At 52.2% G+C, this 15,990-nt stretch carries 14 protein-coding genes and 1 pseudogene; 10 read left to right on the plus strand and 5 right to left on the minus strand.

The genetic code is table 11. From position 1 onward, the window contains the following. Positions 1-19: 19 nt before the first annotated feature. The 3 genes from AC5FX6_RS17285 to AC5FX6_RS17295 all read left to right on the plus strand — a co-directional run bounded on the left by AC5FX6_RS17285 (position 20) and on the right by AC5FX6_RS17295 (position 2,076). Positions 20-427 carry a response regulator gene (locus AC5FX6_RS17285; protein ID WP_493598208.1) on the plus strand — a complete coding sequence of 136 codons (408 nt, stop codon included), beginning with the start codon at positions 20-22 and terminating at the stop codon, positions 425-427. Positions 428-584: 157 nt separating this feature from the next. Next, positions 585-1,406: a hypothetical protein gene (locus tag AC5FX6_RS17290; protein ID WP_493598209.1), complete on the plus strand. Its 822-nt coding sequence runs from the start codon at positions 585-587 to the stop codon at positions 1,404-1,406. 226 nt (positions 1,407-1,632) lie between these two features. Continuing rightward, a complete protein-coding gene (locus AC5FX6_RS17295) occupies positions 1,633-2,076 on the plus strand; it encodes an acyltransferase (RefSeq protein ID WP_493598210.1) in 444 nt (147 codons plus the stop codon). A gap of 16 nt (positions 2,077-2,092) precedes the next feature. On the opposite strand, the gene AC5FX6_RS17300 is transcribed toward AC5FX6_RS17295, so the two are convergent. Then, positions 2,093-2,680, minus strand: a complete 588-nt coding sequence (locus tag AC5FX6_RS17300; RefSeq protein ID WP_493598211.1) for a hypothetical protein — start codon at positions 2,678-2,680, stop codon at positions 2,093-2,095. Between the two features lie 63 nt (positions 2,681-2,743). Between AC5FX6_RS17300 and AC5FX6_RS17305 the strand changes: the two genes are divergently transcribed. The 3 genes from AC5FX6_RS17305 (at position 2,744) to AC5FX6_RS17315 (ending at position 5,752) form a co-directional block, all read left to right on the plus strand. Then, entirely contained in the window at positions 2,744-3,328 is a 585-nt protein-coding gene (locus tag AC5FX6_RS17305) for a uracil-DNA glycosylase family protein (protein WP_493598212.1), read from the plus strand. A 60-nt stretch (positions 3,329-3,388) separates the two neighbouring features. Next, complete coding sequence (locus AC5FX6_RS17310; protein ID WP_493598213.1) at positions 3,389-4,537, plus strand: pyridoxal phosphate-dependent aminotransferase; 1,149 nt, start codon at positions 3,389-3,391, stop codon at positions 4,535-4,537. Between the two features lie 438 nt (positions 4,538-4,975). Next, positions 4,976-5,752, plus strand: a complete 777-nt coding sequence (locus AC5FX6_RS17315) for an amidohydrolase (protein ID WP_493598214.1) — start codon at positions 4,976-4,978, stop codon at positions 5,750-5,752. Here AC5FX6_RS17315 and AC5FX6_RS17320 read toward each other — a convergent pair. Together AC5FX6_RS17320 and AC5FX6_RS17325 are read right to left on the minus strand one after the other, a co-directional pair. Then, the gene (locus AC5FX6_RS17320) at positions 5,744-6,121 is read right to left on the minus strand and encodes a hypothetical protein (protein WP_493598215.1); all 378 of its coding nucleotides are present in this window, start codon (positions 6,119-6,121) and stop codon (positions 5,744-5,746) included. The two genes, AC5FX6_RS17315 and AC5FX6_RS17320, sit on opposite strands and share 9 nt — an antisense overlap. Continuing rightward, complete coding sequence (locus AC5FX6_RS17325; RefSeq protein ID WP_493598216.1) at positions 6,121-8,373, minus strand: T9SS type A sorting domain-containing protein; 2,253 nt, start codon at positions 8,371-8,373, stop codon at positions 6,121-6,123. The genes AC5FX6_RS17320 and AC5FX6_RS17325 overlap by 1 nt, the downstream gene beginning before the upstream one ends. A 106-nt stretch (positions 8,374-8,479) precedes the next feature. On the opposite strand from AC5FX6_RS17325, the gene AC5FX6_RS17330 reads away from it, so the two are divergent. Then, complete coding sequence (locus tag AC5FX6_RS17330; protein WP_493598217.1) at positions 8,480-9,766, plus strand: UDP-N-acetylmuramoyl-tripeptide--D-alanyl-D-alanine ligase; 1,287 nt, start codon at positions 8,480-8,482, stop codon at positions 9,764-9,766. Between the two features lie 162 nt (positions 9,767-9,928). On the opposite strand, the pseudogene rfbC reads toward AC5FX6_RS17330, so the two are convergent. Continuing rightward, positions 9,929-10,471: pseudogene (gene rfbC, locus AC5FX6_RS17335) on the minus strand (dTDP-4-dehydrorhamnose 3,5-epimerase). 212 nt (positions 10,472-10,683) lie between these two features. On the opposite strand from rfbC, the gene hflX reads away from it, so the two are divergent. The 3 genes from hflX (at position 10,684) to ppk1 (ending at position 14,826) form a co-directional block, all read left to right on the plus strand. Beyond that, the gene (gene hflX / locus AC5FX6_RS17340) at positions 10,684-11,892 is read left to right on the plus strand and encodes a GTPase HflX (RefSeq protein WP_493598218.1); all 1,209 of its coding nucleotides are present in this window, start codon (positions 10,684-10,686) and stop codon (positions 11,890-11,892) included. A 60-nt stretch (positions 11,893-11,952) separates the two neighbouring features. Then, a complete protein-coding gene (locus tag AC5FX6_RS17345; RefSeq protein ID WP_493598219.1) occupies positions 11,953-12,630 on the plus strand; it encodes a SixA phosphatase family protein in 678 nt (225 codons plus the stop codon). A 93-nt stretch (positions 12,631-12,723) separates the two neighbouring features. Further along, positions 12,724-14,826 carry a polyphosphate kinase 1 gene (gene ppk1, locus AC5FX6_RS17350; RefSeq protein WP_493598220.1) on the plus strand — a complete coding sequence of 701 codons (2,103 nt, stop codon included), beginning with the start codon at positions 12,724-12,726 and terminating at the stop codon, positions 14,824-14,826. 59 nt (positions 14,827-14,885) lie between these two features. On the opposite strand, the gene AC5FX6_RS17355 is transcribed toward ppk1, so the two are convergent. After that, positions 14,886-15,935, minus strand: coding sequence for a DUF6268 family outer membrane beta-barrel protein (locus AC5FX6_RS17355; RefSeq protein WP_493598221.1), 1,050 nt, complete (start codon positions 15,933-15,935; stop codon positions 14,886-14,888). Between the last annotated feature and the right edge of the window lie 55 nt (positions 15,936-15,990).

Genomic DNA, 15,990 nt, shown 5'->3' on the forward strand with positions numbered 1-15,990 from the left:
AGAACTCAAAATACCAATTATGAAATCTGTAAAGACTATCCTGCTGATAGACGACGACGATACAACCAATTACCTGAATCAGCGCCTGCTCTCCCGCATGGAGGCGGCATCAGACATTCGGGTGGTGACAAACGGCGAGGAAGCCCTTGACTACCTGAACAAAGCCTTCAGCGGGGAGCCAAACTGCCCCAAGCCAGATCTTATCTTCGTTGATATTAAAATGTCAGTAATGGATGGCTTCGAGTTTCTGGACGAGTACCAGCGCTTTGAAGACGAGAACAAGATGCGCACTGTGATGCTCATGCTCACCTCTTCGGCTAGCTTTTACGACCTTGAGCGTCTCAAAAAATACCCTGAGGTGCGCAAGCACTACTCCAAGCCCCTGGCAGAGGCGGATGTGCGCGAGATCATGGAAACATATTTCTAATATTGCCCCGGATAAAGACATTGGAGGCGCCCTTGCAAAGGGGTGCCTCTTTTTTTATACCTGATCCCGAGCCAACTATAGCCTCTGTAACCCGTAAAAAATAACGCCATCGTATGGCTATACTTTTTACACCGCTTATTATAACGCAAATAAAATTATGGAAAACAGAGGAGAAAACCACGGACGGCCAGGAGCTGAGAACCAGCGCATTGGCCGTGAACTATACAACAAAGACAGAGAACAGCAACCGCAACGCTATGCCTACAGAGGCCAAAGCGAGAAAAAGTGGGACGAAGGCAACTACTTCCACACCGGCCCAAGCCCAAGAGGAGCGCAGGATCGCGATCGTCAGGCTGAAACCGGCCGCCACTACACAGGCAACAGACCGGCTCCCTATCAGAGCGACCGCGGCACTTTCCAGAGCGGCCACTACGGCAGTCGCAGCGAAAGCCCTTACCGCAACGAGAGCCAGTACCTGAACCATGGTTCCAGAGAAGAGAGAAGCGGCAGCCAGCAGGATTACAGACCACGCATGAGCGGTGGCTCACAGCCTGGCAACTACAACGAACCGCCAACCTCACAGGACAGCCTGTGGCGTGAAGGGCCAGGCACCCGTAGCCGCTACAAAGAGACAGACTACCGTTACGGCAGTGGTTCACACAACTGGTACAACGAAGGCCGCTACTCGCCTAACGTTGAGCCTGAGAACCGGGACAAGCGCGGATTCTTTGAGCGTGTACGTGACACCTGGGATGACATCATGCATTCTGATGATCCTGATTATCAGCCACACAACCGCCATGACTCTGATCGCCGTGCCGAGCAACTGAGCAGTCGAAACCGCTACAGCGGGGAGTCATACCGCGACCGTAATTTTGACCGTGGCTACGAGGGCGGACCGCGCTGGGCCGACGAAACAGATTCAGGTCGCGATAATTATTACAAAGATTCTGACAGAAACCAACGCAACCGTCGCTAATGCGTATAGCAGACAGATTAGGTTACTTTGGTAGTAGATTAGTAATGAAGACAGCCCCCCGGAAATGGAGGGCTGTCTTTTTTTTAACTGAGTTTGAGCACTGACAAACATCAGGCTCCTATGCCCGTACATAAAACCCGGTGCCGGACCATACCTGGTCATAACTCCTTGTATCTTCGGCATCTATGCTTTATATTAGACATTGTAGGAATCAAAAAGAAAACAAATGCATCACGAGGAAGAAGAAAGACATCATGAGCGACACGGGCGCCCACATCGTCCGCATCCACGCCACGAAATGGGGCAGCAGAACTTTCGCAGCCGCTGGGAAGAGCCCAGACCGTTTATGCATGACCGGGAAAGAAGACACTACGAAGAAGAAATGCGAGTGCGGGAAGAGCGGGAACGGCAGGAGTATCGGCAGCAGCAACATGAGCGACAGCAGCATGAAAATATAAACCGCCACCAGCACGGCTTCTCAGACGATCATCACCCGCAGCACCGAAGAGACGAACGCCGGGAATGGCGTGATGGCAATGAGCATTACAGCCCCCACAACCAACATGCCCGTGACCGATGGCAGCAGCATGAGCAGCTCCCTCCGTTACGCGAGCAAGGCCGCCGGCAACAGAACCGTCGCGACAAGGACAGGGACGAACGCGGCTGGTAGGCCTTGGCATCACTGTTTAGAAACGCTTCCTGAACCCGGCTCCAAATGATACCAGTTCTGGTATGCCGGGTACCAGGTTAAGCGACAAGTCATATTGCCCTTTTAGTTGGTAGTTATACTCAAGTTCTCCGCCGTACCAGTAAAACTTGTACTGCCAGTCACCGCTGCGGTTAAAGTAGCCGTCGTCTTCGTAGCCTTGCAGTCGGTTCCAGTCACGACGGTATACCAGGGTGGGCCCTATGCCGCCGTTAAGCGAGTGCCGCCCTGCCTTGAAGATCTGTCCGCGCCAACCCAGGTGTGTGAAGCCTGCCAGGGAAGAAGCACAATCGGAATATAGTCCCTGCTCTACCCGCACACTAATGACTTCACGCACTACAAAGCGATCGTAACCAACGATGCCTCCAAAGTTCAGTACAGCTATACCTTTCTGGTCGAGCCTGTTTTTGAACAGCTCCGGATATGGCGTCTGCCGCAGGTGTACGGATAGCCCGAAGAATTTAACAGTAAAAGCGTTTTTATAGGTAGGCTGCTCCTGGGCCAGACTAAAATCTGGTAACAGAAGTATGATGATCAACAAGAGAAGTCCGGGTAATCTTTGTCGCATATACCCACTGTATACAGCAAAAAGCACAATTTGTTAGCTGATCGCTATACCTTTGCACACAGTATGACCGCTACACTTGACATTTTACTGGAACAGGTACGTGCCTGTCGACTTTGTGCCGAGCACTTGCCTCACGGCCCCAGACCAGTGCTGCGTGCAGCGCCATCTGCAAGGCTGCTGATAGTTGGGCAGGCCCCCGGCACCAAAGTACATGCCAGCGGTATACCTTGGGATGACCAGAGCGGAAAGCGCCTTAGAAAGTGGATGGGCATAACGCCGGAAGTGTTCTACGACGAGCGCAAAGTGGCCATCATCCCGATGGGTTTTTGCTATCCTGGCAAGGGCAAGAGCGGCGACCTGCCTCCCCGCCCTGAATGTGCCCGGCAGTGGCATCAGCAACTGCTGCCACTGCTGCCCAATGTGCAGCTCACTTTACTAGTGGGCAAGTATGCGCAGGACTACTTTTTGGGCGCATCCGCCAAGCCAACCCTTACTGATACTGTCACACACTGGCCAGACTATCTCCCCCAGTACATGCCGCTTCCCCACCCTTCGCCGCGCAACGAGTTTTGGCTGCGCCGCAACCCCTGGTTTGAACAAGAGGCTATACCTGAGTTGCAGCAGTTAGTGGCCCAGGCACTCGACTAAATTATACTTGGTATTTTGCCCGTAAATACTATCTTCGTTCATCAGCAAAACCCTCATCTTATGATCAATTACCCTGGCAGCAAACTACCCGATGTCGGTACCAGTATTTTCGCTGTGATGTCGGCCCTGGCCAACGAGTACGGTGCTATTAACCTGTCGCAGGGCTTTCCTGACTTTAATTGTCCGGATGAGCTGATTGCGCTGGTGACTAAGTATATGCAGGAGGGTTATAACCAATATGCCCCGATGCCCGGCATGCCGGCCTTGCGCCAAAAGATCAGCGAGAAGACAGAGAAGGTATACGGCTACCGTCCGGACCCTGACCAGGAAGTGACCGTAACGTCTGGCGCTACGGAAGCATTGTTTGCGGCCATCACGGCAGTAGTAAAACCAGGTGACGAAGTAGTGGTGCTGGAGCCCTGCTATGACAGCTACGCACCAGCCATCCGGTTGGCGGGCGGCATCCCGATTTATGTGTCCCTGGCTTTGCCTGACTTCAGTATCGATTGGGATCTGCTAAAGAAGAACATTTCACGCCGCACCCGCATGATCATTATCAACACGCCCCACAACCCAACGGGCGCTGTGATTCCGCGCGAGGACCTGGAAAAGCTGGCTAACCTGACCGATGGCACCGACATCCTGCTCATGAGCGATGAGGTATACGAGCACATGGTGTTTGACGGGAAGGAGCATGTGAGTGCTTTGCAGATCGAGTCACTGCGACAGCGGGCATTTGTGATCTCCTCTTTCGGGAAGACCTACCATACCACCGGCTGGAAGATCGGGTACGTGGTGGCCCCTCCGGCCCTGACCGTGGAGCTTCGCAAGATGCACCAGTTCATCACGTTCTGCTCTGTTACCCCCTTGCAACTCGCCATAGCCGACTACATGGACAACGAAGCACACTACCGTTCCCTCCCCGACTTCTACCAGGCCAAGCGCGACCTGTTCTGTGAACTAGTGAAGCCCTCCCGCTTCGAGCTTATACCTTCGGCTGGTACTTACTTCCAGCTGCTGAAATACGATGCCATCTCAGAAGAGCACGACCTCGATTTTGCCAAGCGATTGACAAAGGAAATTGGCGTAGCCTCTGTCCCTGTCTCGGCCTTCTACCACAATAAAACCGACCACCACTACCTGCGTTTCTGCTTCGCCAAAAGTGAGGAGACGCTCAGGCAAGCAGCTGAGCGGTTAGTGAAGTTGTGATGGTTGATGACGAATTGTTTCTAACCATCCACACCACTGGCAGGTATAGCAGGACTAACTTGCCCCTTAAACAATGAAACAAATCACACTTGCTAGGTGCACCAAACGACGCTCCACTGTTTGAGCGGTCAGCGAGTTTGGAGCGTCTTGATTTTTTTGCTTACTTTTTTCATCAAGGAAAAAAGTGAGTGCCCGCCGCACAGGCGAAGCTATGAAACAACGCCAAGTTAAGAAGACTAATAGCCAAAACTGCGTAGCAAGAACTTATCTAACTTGTACACAAGATTCTTTCAGAATGACAAAAGGGTTAATTTGAGTAAAAGGGTTAGTTTGAGCAAAAGGGTTAGTTTGAGCAAAAGGGTTAGTTTGAGCAAAAGGGTTAGCCTGGGATAAAATATCAATACAACCTTTAAACATTATTTCTTATACTTCTCTATCATGCAAGACTTACGCGTCACCATCATCCAAACAACCCTGCACTGGCAAGACGCAGCCGCTAACCGAGCGATGTTCTCGGAAAAACTCGCCGCTGCAGCACCCGCCACTAACCTGATCGTGCTCCCAGAGATGTTCACGACGGGCTTCAGTATGGACGCTACTAGCCTGGCGGAAGAGGCGGATGGGCCTACCCTGCAGTGGATGAAGGAAGAGGCAGCGAAGCATCAGGCAGTGCTGACGGGTAGCGTGATCGTGCGGGAGGGTGAGCAGTATTTCAACCGCCTGTACTGGGTGCGTCCGGATGGCACTTACGAGCATTACAACAAGCGACACCTCTTCCGGATGGCCAAGGAGCATCACACCTATACTGCAGGCAAAGAAAAGCTGCTGGTAGAACTGAAAGGTTGGAAGATCTGCCCGTTGGTGTGTTACGATTTGCGTTTTCCGGTGTGGAGTCGCAACGCAAGCAGCCAGTATGACTTGCTACTGTATGTAGCCAACTGGCCGAAGCCCCGGGCCAACGCCTGGAGCATTCTGTTGCAGGCCCGTGCTATTGAGAATCTGAGTTATGTGGTAGGCGTGAATCGGGTTGGAACCGATGGCAACGGCCATCCTTACTCCGGTGACTCAGCTATCATCCATCCTAAAGGCTATAAACTATTGGAAACCACCGAAGCTGAAGGTATACATACCATCACTTTGAGCAAACAGGAACTGACTGAGTTCAGAGAAGCTTTCCCAGCACACCTCGACGCGGATAATTTTACACTAAACTGATCTTACCAAAAACTGGCGCAGCGCTTCTTCGTCGGCCAGTAAAGTATAGGCTATACCTGGCCGGGCCTGCATCATACGAAGTAAGCGAGGTTGCTGACCAATCAGTAGCAGATGTCGCTTTGCGTGTGGCAAAAGTAACTCCTCCAGTAAAGGCATCAGCCGGTTCAAATCCCTCTGTCCGCCTTTTATACACACGATCGTTTCCGGGTTCTCCTGCAGAAGACGCACGGCGTACTGTTGCAGGGTGACATCGGACCTGACATCTAGATCAAAGACAGGTATAGCCGGCTCATGCTGCCGCACCATGCTCAGAATCGGCTTGTCAAATTCGATTCCCTCCGAGAGGTCTACTAACAGAAAGGCCTGCATCAGTGTATGACCAATCTGCGGGTTTCGTGGCGGCCATCGCGGGAGGTGGCTCGTAGCAGGTATACGCCTGCTTTCAGGTGCCCTGTTCGTAAGGTATGGCGGCGGTTGAAGTTGCCGGCTCCATCGTATACCTTGCGGCCAATCATGTCGTGCAGCACAAGCGATACAGACTCACTAGCCCTTACCTGTACTGGCTCCTGAGCGCCAGCAACCGGGTTCGGGTATACTTTCAGTTCAAGGTTACTTGTCTTGTCATTCGGGTTGCCATAATTGCCTCCGGTTTGCTCCAGCAGGTATACGCCTCCTCCCTGCGTACCGATGGCCAGGTATAGCTTATAGGGCCCACCCAGTTCAGCCACAGCCAGTCCAAGTCCTCGACCAAAACGGGTAGAGAGTGCCTCCCCTATCACTTCGTTTTCGAGCACCTCTGTTGTTTCGGTAAAGGCACCATTCAGGTTATCCAGAAAGTCATTGTAAATACGCAGTGTTCCGCTGTCGTCTACTGTGAGCAGATCAAGCTTGGCGTTGCCGTCAATGTCCACTACAGCTGGTGCCAGGTTGCGACGAAAAAAATCAAACTTGATGCCGCCGATGGCTTGCTTCTCCAATACAAAGCCATTCCCTGCTGAGCGATAGTAGTCAAGCGTACCGCTGGCTTTTCCAACCAGCATATCTACCCGCTGCGCATCGACACTAAACAGGTAAGGAGTGTCGCCATTGGCCAGGGTATGCAAGTGAAACAGACGGGCCGTGTTGAATGCGTAAGGCTGACCGGCTTTTGCATTGTTTACAAGATAGTCGATGTGGGTAGTGCCAGCGGTGGCATGGTCCGAACCAAGCTGTGCCCTGTAAGTCAGGACGAGATCCAACACACCATCCCGGTTGATATCAAAGAATGATGGCTTCAGCGAAAGCATGTTTTCGTTAGACAAGGCCAGGTAATCGTCCGTAACGAACGTGAAAGCAGGATCAGCCAGGGTGCCCGTATTCAGGTAGAGGCTAAGCGTTGCCACAAAGCGCCCGTTGCGGTCGGAGCGGCCGTTGCCCACTACCAGGTCAAGTAAGCCGTCGCCGTTGATGTCCGCAAAAGCGGGATAGGCATTTTCGCCCAGGTCAATCATCTGGTCCTGTAGAAAGTTATCCTGGGTGAATTCAAAATTCGGTTGGTTGGCAGTGCCCGTGTTACGGTAGAGCCATGATGAGCGCTGTAATTCAAGGTTTCCTTCGTTCTCATTGCTGTTAGGTGCCACGAGCAGGTCAGGTATACCATCGAAAGTCACGTCTTCAGAATAAGCTGCCGGAAATAGGTTGAAGCGGGCAGCTCGCGTTCCGAAAGGAAAAGCCGGCTCAAAACTGTCCATGCGGGCTAAGGCAGGCGTTCCTCTGTTTTCCATCATCACCAGGTTATCGCAGGCCACTCCACCCATCAGCAAATCTTTCACCCCGTTGCCGTTCAGGTCGAGCAGTAGCAGCGAGGAACCATCGTGGCCCGAATGCAACGGTGCTGCCATACGGCACTGCACACCAAAGCCGTACGAGTTGCAGCCCTCGCATTCGGTGATCTGCCCCCACCAGTCGGAGCCAAGCGCAAACTCCATTGTACCGCAGGGTTTGCCTTCCTCTACCTGCATGTTTTTGTAATACTCCAGGGTATAGCCTCCCGAAAACTCTGCAAGCAGGATATCCAGGTCCCCGTCACCGTCTATGTCCACAATGGCAGGTATATCGGAGACGTTCATCTGCATGTTGATGCTGTTCACGCCGTTGCGACTGCGATAAAAGAGGGCATCCTGTGCCAGCACAAAAGAAGGGTATTTGTTGGTGGTAGCTTCCTGGCGGTATACCCGAATTCCGAGCGGTGTGCTGGTAAAAATGTCTTTCAGGCCATCACAATTGTAATCGCGCAGCAGCACCCAGTTTTCAAGCTCGGCCGGGAACATGGCCTCGTACTCAGGAGCGTACTTATAGCGCCATTGGCCTCCCTCCTGCACCGCCAGGTAGGTGTAAACTTTGCGCAACATGCGATCGAAGACAAAAAGGTCATCGCGGCCGTCTTTGTTCAGGTCGATAGTTGAGAACTGCGGCGTGTTAAGTCCACCACCCCAGGGATTGCGCAGTTCAGTTTCACCCGCTTTCACAGGTATATCCGTGCGTTGCCGGAAGCGCAAAGGATCCTGTGCAAATACATCAGGTATAAGCAGCAAGAAAAAGAGGATAGACAGCAGGTAGCGCATAGGCAGTTTGTTAGGCAATTGGGCTGTTGCTTTTGCCGTTTTGGATGTATATTGCCAAGGCGGTGGCAAGCTATACCTTCATACGGGCAGCTGCGACCAATTATAGACTAAAAATACGCATTTCATGCCGAACAGCATCGACTTTCTTTACCAAAAATACCTCGAGTGTCGCCACGTGAGTACTGATTCCCGCGCATTGCAGGATCAAAGTATGTTCTTTGCGTTGAACGGACCTAATTTTAAAGGAGCCAAGTTTGCACAGGGCGCTTTGGAGAAGGGCGCCAAATATGCCGTGGTAGACGACCCCACCCTGGTTTCTGACAACGTGTTTGTGGTGGAAGACACACTGCAGGCATTACAGGACCTGGCTCGCCACCACCGCAAGCAACTGAGCATACCGGTGATCGGCATCACGGGCAGCAACGGTAAGACCACGACTAAAGAGCTGATCTATGCTGTCCTGAGCCAGAAGTTCAACACACTCTATACCCAGGGCAACCTCAACAACCACATCGGGGTACCGCTCACGCTGCTGCGCATCAAGCCCGAACACGAAATGGCGATCATTGAAATGGGCGCCAACCACATCGGCGAGATTGCTTTGCTGAGCAGCATTGCCTCACCTACGCACGGCATGATCACTAACATCGGTAAGGCGCACCTGGAGGGATTTGGCAGTCTGGAAGGCGTGGCCCGTGGCAAGAGCGAGCTTTATGTGCACCTGCTAGAGCATGGCGGTACTGTGTTTGTGAATACCGGCAACGAGCACCTGATGCGCATGAGTCGCCGCATTGAGCACAAAATAACCTATCCTGCCCAAGGCGACTATTACCAAAGCGAGTTGCTGGAGGCCTCCCCTTATGTGGTATATAAAGACGAGGAAGGCAATGTGGTGAATACCCAACTAGTAGGCAGCTACAACTACGAGAACATGGCCGCAGCAGCATGCATCGGCAAGTACTTTGGCGTGCCGCTGGAGAAAGCCAACGCCGCCATTGCCAACTACAGCCCTGTGAACAACCGCTCACAGGTGATGCAAAAGGGAAGCAATACCCTTATTCTGGATGCCTACAATGCGAACCCAACCTCCATGGCGGCGGCTATCCGTAACTTCGGTGGCATGAATGCTCCGCGCAAGGTGGTGATCGTGGGTGATATGCTGGAGATGGGAACTGAAAGCGCCACCGAGCACAAAGCCATTGGTGAGATCATCGCGGAACAGAACTTTGAAACCGTACTGCTCTGCGGGCCCGAGATGAAGTACGCTTCCGAGGTTAGCAATAACTTCCACTACTTTGCAACGAAGGCGGAACTGCAGAACTGGTTGCAAGCCAATCCGATTTCGGAAAGCTACGTGCTGGTCAAAGGATCACGCGGCATGGGGCTGGAGACGCTGGTGGAATTGTTGTAGAACTGGAGACGAGCAAATGCACTGATTCTCCCATGAGCTAATGTGAGAAATTCTCAGGCACAACTTATACCTAAAACCAAAGGCCCACGACTTCATACATCGTGGGCCTTTGGTTTTAAAAACTCTTAAATAGAGATTATCTACAAGCGCCTAAAGTCTTTCTTAAAACGGCGAATCAAAGTCCTTTAGCAGCGGCAGTACTTCGTCTTTGGGCGACACCAGCGGCTCGGCTATACCCCAGTCTATACCTAAGGCCGGATCGTTCCAGAGAATGCCACCTTCAGAGGGCTGATGGTAGAGGTTCGTGCATTTGTAGAGAAAACTGGTGCTGTCTTCCAAAGCCACAAAACCATGCGCAAAGCCCTCCGGGATGTAAAGCATGTTGTGCTACTCGGCATCAAGGATGCAGGTTGCATGCTGTCCGTAAGTCGGGGAGTTTTTGCGTAGATCCAACGCTACGTCCAACGCCCTGCCCGAAGCTACCCGCACCAGCTTGCCCTGTGCATAAGGCGGCTTTTGAAAATGCAGCCCGCGCAACACGCCTTTCTTCGACACCGACTCGTTGTCCTGCACAAATATCGGGTTGATCCCAAAAGGCGCAAACATGCTGGCATTATAGGTTTCCATGAACCAGCCACGTTCGTCGCGGAACACACGCGGTATAAATTCGATCAGGCCTTCAATATGATAGGTCTTATGCTCCATGGTTGGTATTAGTGGATAGGCTGTGGCTCTTTTATAAGGGTAGCAAGTTAGGCTTTTTCCCCTTTCTTCTGAAATTTTTAACCTAACTTGCATCTGTCCTGTATGCGCTTGCAGCGCTATACCTGTCATCATCCAACCGGGGCCGGGACTAATTACGTACAATGATTCATGCCGAAAAAAGGCTGACAAACCGCTACGCTTAACATCTGATAATGGGTAAACAAAAATACTACGAAACCGCCAAGCCGCAGGAAACCGCTGTGCTGGTGGCGGTGCCCGGTTACAAACAAACCGACGAACAAACCAACGAGTACCTCGACGAACTGGCCTTCCTGACCGAAACAGCCGGCGCCGTAGCCATGAAGCGCTTCGTGCAGAAGCTTGACAAACCAGACACCCGCACCTTTGTGGGCAGCGGCAAGCTGGATGAAATCAAAGCCTACGTGACCGAGCACAGCATCGACATGGTGATCTTCGACGATGACCTGAGCCCTTCGCAGGTGCGCAACATTGAGCGCGAACTGCAGGTCAAGATCGTGGATAGAAGCTTACTGATTCTCGACATCTTCGCGCTCCGTGCCAAAACTGCCCAGGCCCACACACAAGTAGAACTGGCTCAGTACCAATACCTGCTTCCTCGCCTGACTAATCTTTGGACTCACCTTTCCAAGCAAAAGGGTGGTATCGGTATGAAGGGTCCAGGTGAAACCGAGATCGAGACGGACCGTCGTATTGTGCGCGACAAGATCTCCTTGCTGCGCGACAGACTGGAGAAATTCGAGAAGCAGAACTTTGAGCAGCGCAAGTCGCGCGCCGGCATGGTGCGTGTGGCATTGGTTGGGTATACCAACGTAGGCAAGTCCACGCTGATGAACCTGCTCTCCAAATCTGATGTGTTTGCCGAAAACAAACTCTTCGCGACAGTAGACGCCACGGTGCGCAAAGTGGTGCTCGACAACATCCCTTTCCTGCTGTCTGACACGGTTGGGTTCATCCGCAAGCTACCGACCAAGTTGATTGAGGCCTTTAAGTCGACGCTCGACGAGATACGCGAAGCCGACTTGCTGGTACACGTAGTGGATGTGTCGCATCCTTCCTTTGAAGACCACATCGCCGTTGTGAATGATACCCTGCTGGATATTAATTCTGCTGACAAACCCGTATTGCTGGTATTTAACAAAATAGACCAGTACCTGGAGCAGCGTGAGCAGGAGATGCAGGAAGAAAGCGGGAATGATGAAGAGGGAGAGCATCATGTACGACCTTCTATCGAAGACCTGAAAGCTACTTACATGGCGAAAATCCATGCTCCGGCCCTGTTCATTTCGGCTACCAACCGCATCAACATCGACGATCTGCGTGCCGAGCTGCAGCGCCGTGTAGCAGAGATTCATTATGAGCGCTACCCGAACAACGTATAAGCTCATCTTAAAAAAATCAAGAAAAGGGGATAGTCCGGAAGGGCTTTCCCCTTTTTGATTTTGTATGCATACGGACAATTGCTATACCTGTCAGGGCATCCTGCTATACCTGCCAAACTTAACCTAAGCCAATCTAAGGACCCGCCTCACAACAAATTTGCTTCGCTTTCAGTAAACACCAAGCATAGCGACCGCACGATGTATAAGGCGGCCTGCTATACCTTTCTGAAAGAACATCACCTTATGAAAACCTTGTATATCATGCGTCATGCAAAGTCCAGCTGGAAATTTGAAGAGCTGAGCGACCATGACCGACCTCTCAATAAACGTGGCCGAAATGACGCTCCGCTCATGGGGCAGGAGCTGGCCGCCAACAACACCGATCTGCAGCTCATTGTTTCGAGTCCTGCGGTACGGGCGCTCACAACAGCCACACTGGTAGCCCGCGAACTCGACTACGACGCTGACAAGCTTGTAGTAGATGACCGCATATATGGCGCCAGCGCAGACGAGCTGCTTGAAATAGCCCGTGAAGCACCTGCTGAGGCGGACTGTATCCTAATGGTGGGTCACAACGAAGCCATTTCAGACTTTGCCAACCTCCTATCGCCCAAGCAGATTTCCAGCATGCCTACTGCGGGCTTGGTGGCGCTTCGATTCAACTGCGACAGCTGGTATGACATCGACCGGGAGAATGCCGAGCTTTTGTTTTATGACATACCCAAAAACCACAGATAACATAGCACAACAGCATAACCAGGTATAACCCCATACCTCAAAGCCGTGCTTACACCTTTATACCTTGCTCCGCACCGGGCAACATACAAAACCATGGAAACTAATACCGAAGATAAAAAACCAACCACCACACCGCTGATCAACCGCGAACTCAGCTGGCTTGCATTCAACTACCGCGTGCTGCAGGAGGCCAAAGACCGTACGGTTCCGCTGCTGGAGCGCGTTAAATTTATGGCGATTTTCTCGGCCAACCTCGACGAGTACTTCAAAGTGCGGGTAGCCACGCTTAAGCGCCTCATCAAACTCAAAAAGAAAACCCGCGACAAGCTGTCCGAAGACCCGGCCGATACATTTGAGCAGGTCATGCAGGAAGTGAAGCGCCAGCAGGAAGAATTTGGGGAGGTGTTCAGAGAAAGTATATTAGCTGACCTCCGCGAGCACCGCATCAACCTCCTGACTGAAAATGAACTGGATGAAACGCAGCAGAAGTGGGTGCGCGAATATTTTGCCGAGCATATACATCCTCATATCCTGCCGCTTTTGCTTGACGATACCGAGACGCACTTTTTCCTGAAAGACCAGACCGTATACCTGGGTGTGCATCTCTTCGACCCTAAAAAGGAAGACCTGAAGCCAGAGCGCTTCTCTATGCTGGAGATACCTACTAAAAAGCACGGTAGCCGTTTTGTAAAGCTCCCAACAGTAGGTGAGCAGCGCTATGTGATGTTCCTGGACGACGTGATTCGCTTCTGCCTGCCCGAGCTATACCCGAACTACAGCCGCTTTGAGGCACACGCCGTGAAAGTATCGCGTGATGCGGAACTGGACATTGAAGAAGAGGTATCCGGTAGCCTGATGGCCAAGATCCAGAAAAGTCTGAAGAAGCGTGAAACCGGCTACCCGGCTCGCCTGCTCTTCGACCCAGAATCGCCTAAACCGATGCTCGAAGCCATCATGGCGCACACCGGCATATCCGAAGACGAGCTGGTGGAAGGGAGCAAGTACCACAACTTCCGGGACTTCTTTCAGTTCCCTGATTTCAACCTGCCGGATCTGAAGTACACACCGCAGCCGACACTGGTACATCCGCTTCTGGAAAAAGAAGAGAGCCTGATCGAGGCCATGCAAAAGCAGGACTACATGGTGCACTACCCTTATCAGTCCTTTGATTACGTGTTGCGCCTGTTTGAAGAAGCCGCCAATGATCCCAAGGTGACTGCCATGAGTGCCACGCTATACCGTGTAGCCGAAAACTCAGCCATTGCCAAATCGCTGGTAAAAGCCGCTAAGAACGGGAAACTGGTGACCGTGGTGGTGGAACTCAAAGCCCGGTTTGATGAAGAGTCGAATATCTTCTGGGCGGGCAAGCTGCAAAAAGCCGGTGCCAACGTCATACTGGGACTGCCTGACCTGAAAGTACATACCAAGCTGGGCCTGATCACCCGCAACGAAGATGGCAAACTGGTGAACTATGCCTACCTGAGCACGGGCAATTACAACGAGGACACGTCCAAGATCTACGCTGACCACGCGCTTTTCACTTCGAACCAGGCCATTACACAGGATGTAGAGCAGGTGTTCAATTTCTTTATTGATCGCCAGCACGACAAGAAGTTCAAGAAGCTGCTGATGGCCCCTATCAACATGCGGGACCGCTTTGTGGACTTGATCAATCGGGAGATCAAAAATGCCCAAAAAGGCAAGCCAGCCTCCATGATCCTTAAAATGAATGCCCTTCAGGACGAGCGCATCATCAAGAAACTGTATGCTGCCAGTCAGGCTGGCGTGAAGGTCGAGTTGCTGGTGCGTGGCATATGCTGCCTGATGCCAGGCGTGGAAGGACTCAGCGAAAACATCAGGGTGCGCAGCATCGTGGACCGCTACCTGGAGCATGCCAGGGTCTACATCTTCCACAACAACGGCAAAGAAGAGTATTTTGTGGCCTCCGCCGACTGGATGACCCGTAACCTGAGTCGCCGTGTGGAAGTGGCTTTTCCAATTCTTCAGAAAGACCTTGTTGAGCAAGTGCGCACTATCATTGACCTACAACTCGCTGATGATACCAAGGCCCGTGACATTAACAACAACTATGTGGAGCAAGTAGCTCCTACCCATACCCGCTCGCAGTATGCCACTTACGAGTACCTGCGCGGACTAATCCCGGAAGGTATGGAGCCGGCCAGGGAGTCAGAGTAGCTACAAAAGCCCGGCTTGCTATACCTGCAAGCCGGGCTTTTTTGTGTTTATACCTTGTTTTATCGGTTCTGGCTGCGCTCCAGCAGTTTGCGGGGAGGTACAGCAAATAGCTCAATGCCAATGTAACCTGCTCCGGCCAGTGTGTTTGTGATCAGTTCATCGCGAGAGCCGATAACATCAAATGCGCGGTGGCGGTAGTACTGCCGGAAACCACCCTCCACTGCAAACCACAGGAAGTCATAGATTTCCTGCTCAAGGCGTACCAGCCCTTTGATGTCGGTGCGGCGCAACTCGATGTCGTTGAACTGCGAAAGCGGTGGTTCGTTGGCGTACAGGTTATAGCTGGCGCCCTCAATGCGGTAACCAGTGTAGAGGAGCGTCTTCTCAGACACATTGTAGCGCACCCTTAAGTTAGCCGGAAAGATGGACTCGACACCCCAACGGTCGTTGAAGGTACGGTTGTACATAATGCCCGGGTAGATGCGCTGCCGCCCAAAGGTATAGCCCAACTGCAAGCCCACGCCCCATGCAAAATCCGGGCTGCGTTTCCAGCCATAGGCCAGGTCTACGGTTGTTTTCAGGTAATCGGATACATTGACATTATCGCGGGTATAGTCTCCGTTCAGCTCGCCCTTGGCGCGCACCAGCATAAACCGCACTTCATCGAATGAATGTAGAAAGGCCAATTGCAGCCCCAGACTTTTCAGGTTCTTGTCTTCCAGGTTACGGTACAGGCTGTACGAGGCCGGTGATACGCTCTCAAAGTTGAACTCCTCGAACTTGTGGTCTATACCCAGGATCAGCTTGTTGTTAGGCTTGTTCATGATGGGAGCCAGTGCCCGCACAAAAAACTTGTTGTGGCGTCGCACCCGCGCACTGCCGTTGCCCACCTCTGGGTTATCTGACTCCGACTCCATGTCAAATTGCGGCAGGCGCTCATAGCCGATCACGATGCCCCGGCTCCGACCCATGCCCCGCACACCCGGGCTGGCATAATCGATCGTCTGCTTTTGCACATCTCTCAGGTCCTGTTCGGTTTCCTGCGCCAATGCTTGCTCTCCTAACAATAGTAAAGGAATCAGGAGTAATTTAGGTATGGTTAATTTCATAGTTCAAGACTAATTAAGGGGCGGTAAAAGCAAAAAGTGCCTCTGCTGCGGCACT

This window comes from Pontibacter sp. LHS2 (genome assembly GCF_058932845.1).

Coding starts and splice junctions, on each gene's coding strand:
- AC5FX6_RS17285 (WP_493598208.1), top strand. CDS start 20: ATGAAATCTGTAAAGACTATCCTGCTGATAGACGACGACGATACAACC.
- AC5FX6_RS17290 (WP_493598209.1), top strand. CDS start 585: ATGGAAAACAGAGGAGAAAACCACGGACGGCCAGGAGCTGAGAACCAG.
- AC5FX6_RS17295 (WP_493598210.1), top strand. CDS start 1,633: ATGCATCACGAGGAAGAAGAAAGACATCATGAGCGACACGGGCGCCCA.
- AC5FX6_RS17300 (WP_493598211.1), bottom strand. CDS start 2,680: ATGCGACAAAGATTACCCGGACTTCTCTTGTTGATCATCATACTTCTG.
- AC5FX6_RS17305 (WP_493598212.1), top strand. CDS start 2,744: ATGACCGCTACACTTGACATTTTACTGGAACAGGTACGTGCCTGTCGA.
- AC5FX6_RS17310 (WP_493598213.1), top strand. CDS start 3,389: ATGATCAATTACCCTGGCAGCAAACTACCCGATGTCGGTACCAGTATT.
- AC5FX6_RS17315 (WP_493598214.1), top strand. CDS start 4,976: ATGCAAGACTTACGCGTCACCATCATCCAAACAACCCTGCACTGGCAA.
- AC5FX6_RS17320 (WP_493598215.1), bottom strand. CDS start 6,121: ATGCAGGCCTTTCTGTTAGTAGACCTCTCGGAGGGAATCGAATTTGAC.
- AC5FX6_RS17330 (WP_493598217.1), top strand. CDS start 8,480: ATGCCGAACAGCATCGACTTTCTTTACCAAAAATACCTCGAGTGTCGC.
- hflX (WP_493598218.1), top strand. CDS start 10,684: ATGGGTAAACAAAAATACTACGAAACCGCCAAGCCGCAGGAAACCGCT.
- ppk1 (WP_493598220.1), top strand. CDS start 12,724: ATGGAAACTAATACCGAAGATAAAAAACCAACCACCACACCGCTGATC.
- AC5FX6_RS17355 (WP_493598221.1), bottom strand. CDS start 15,935: ATGAAATTAACCATACCTAAATTACTCCTGATTCCTTTACTATTGTTA.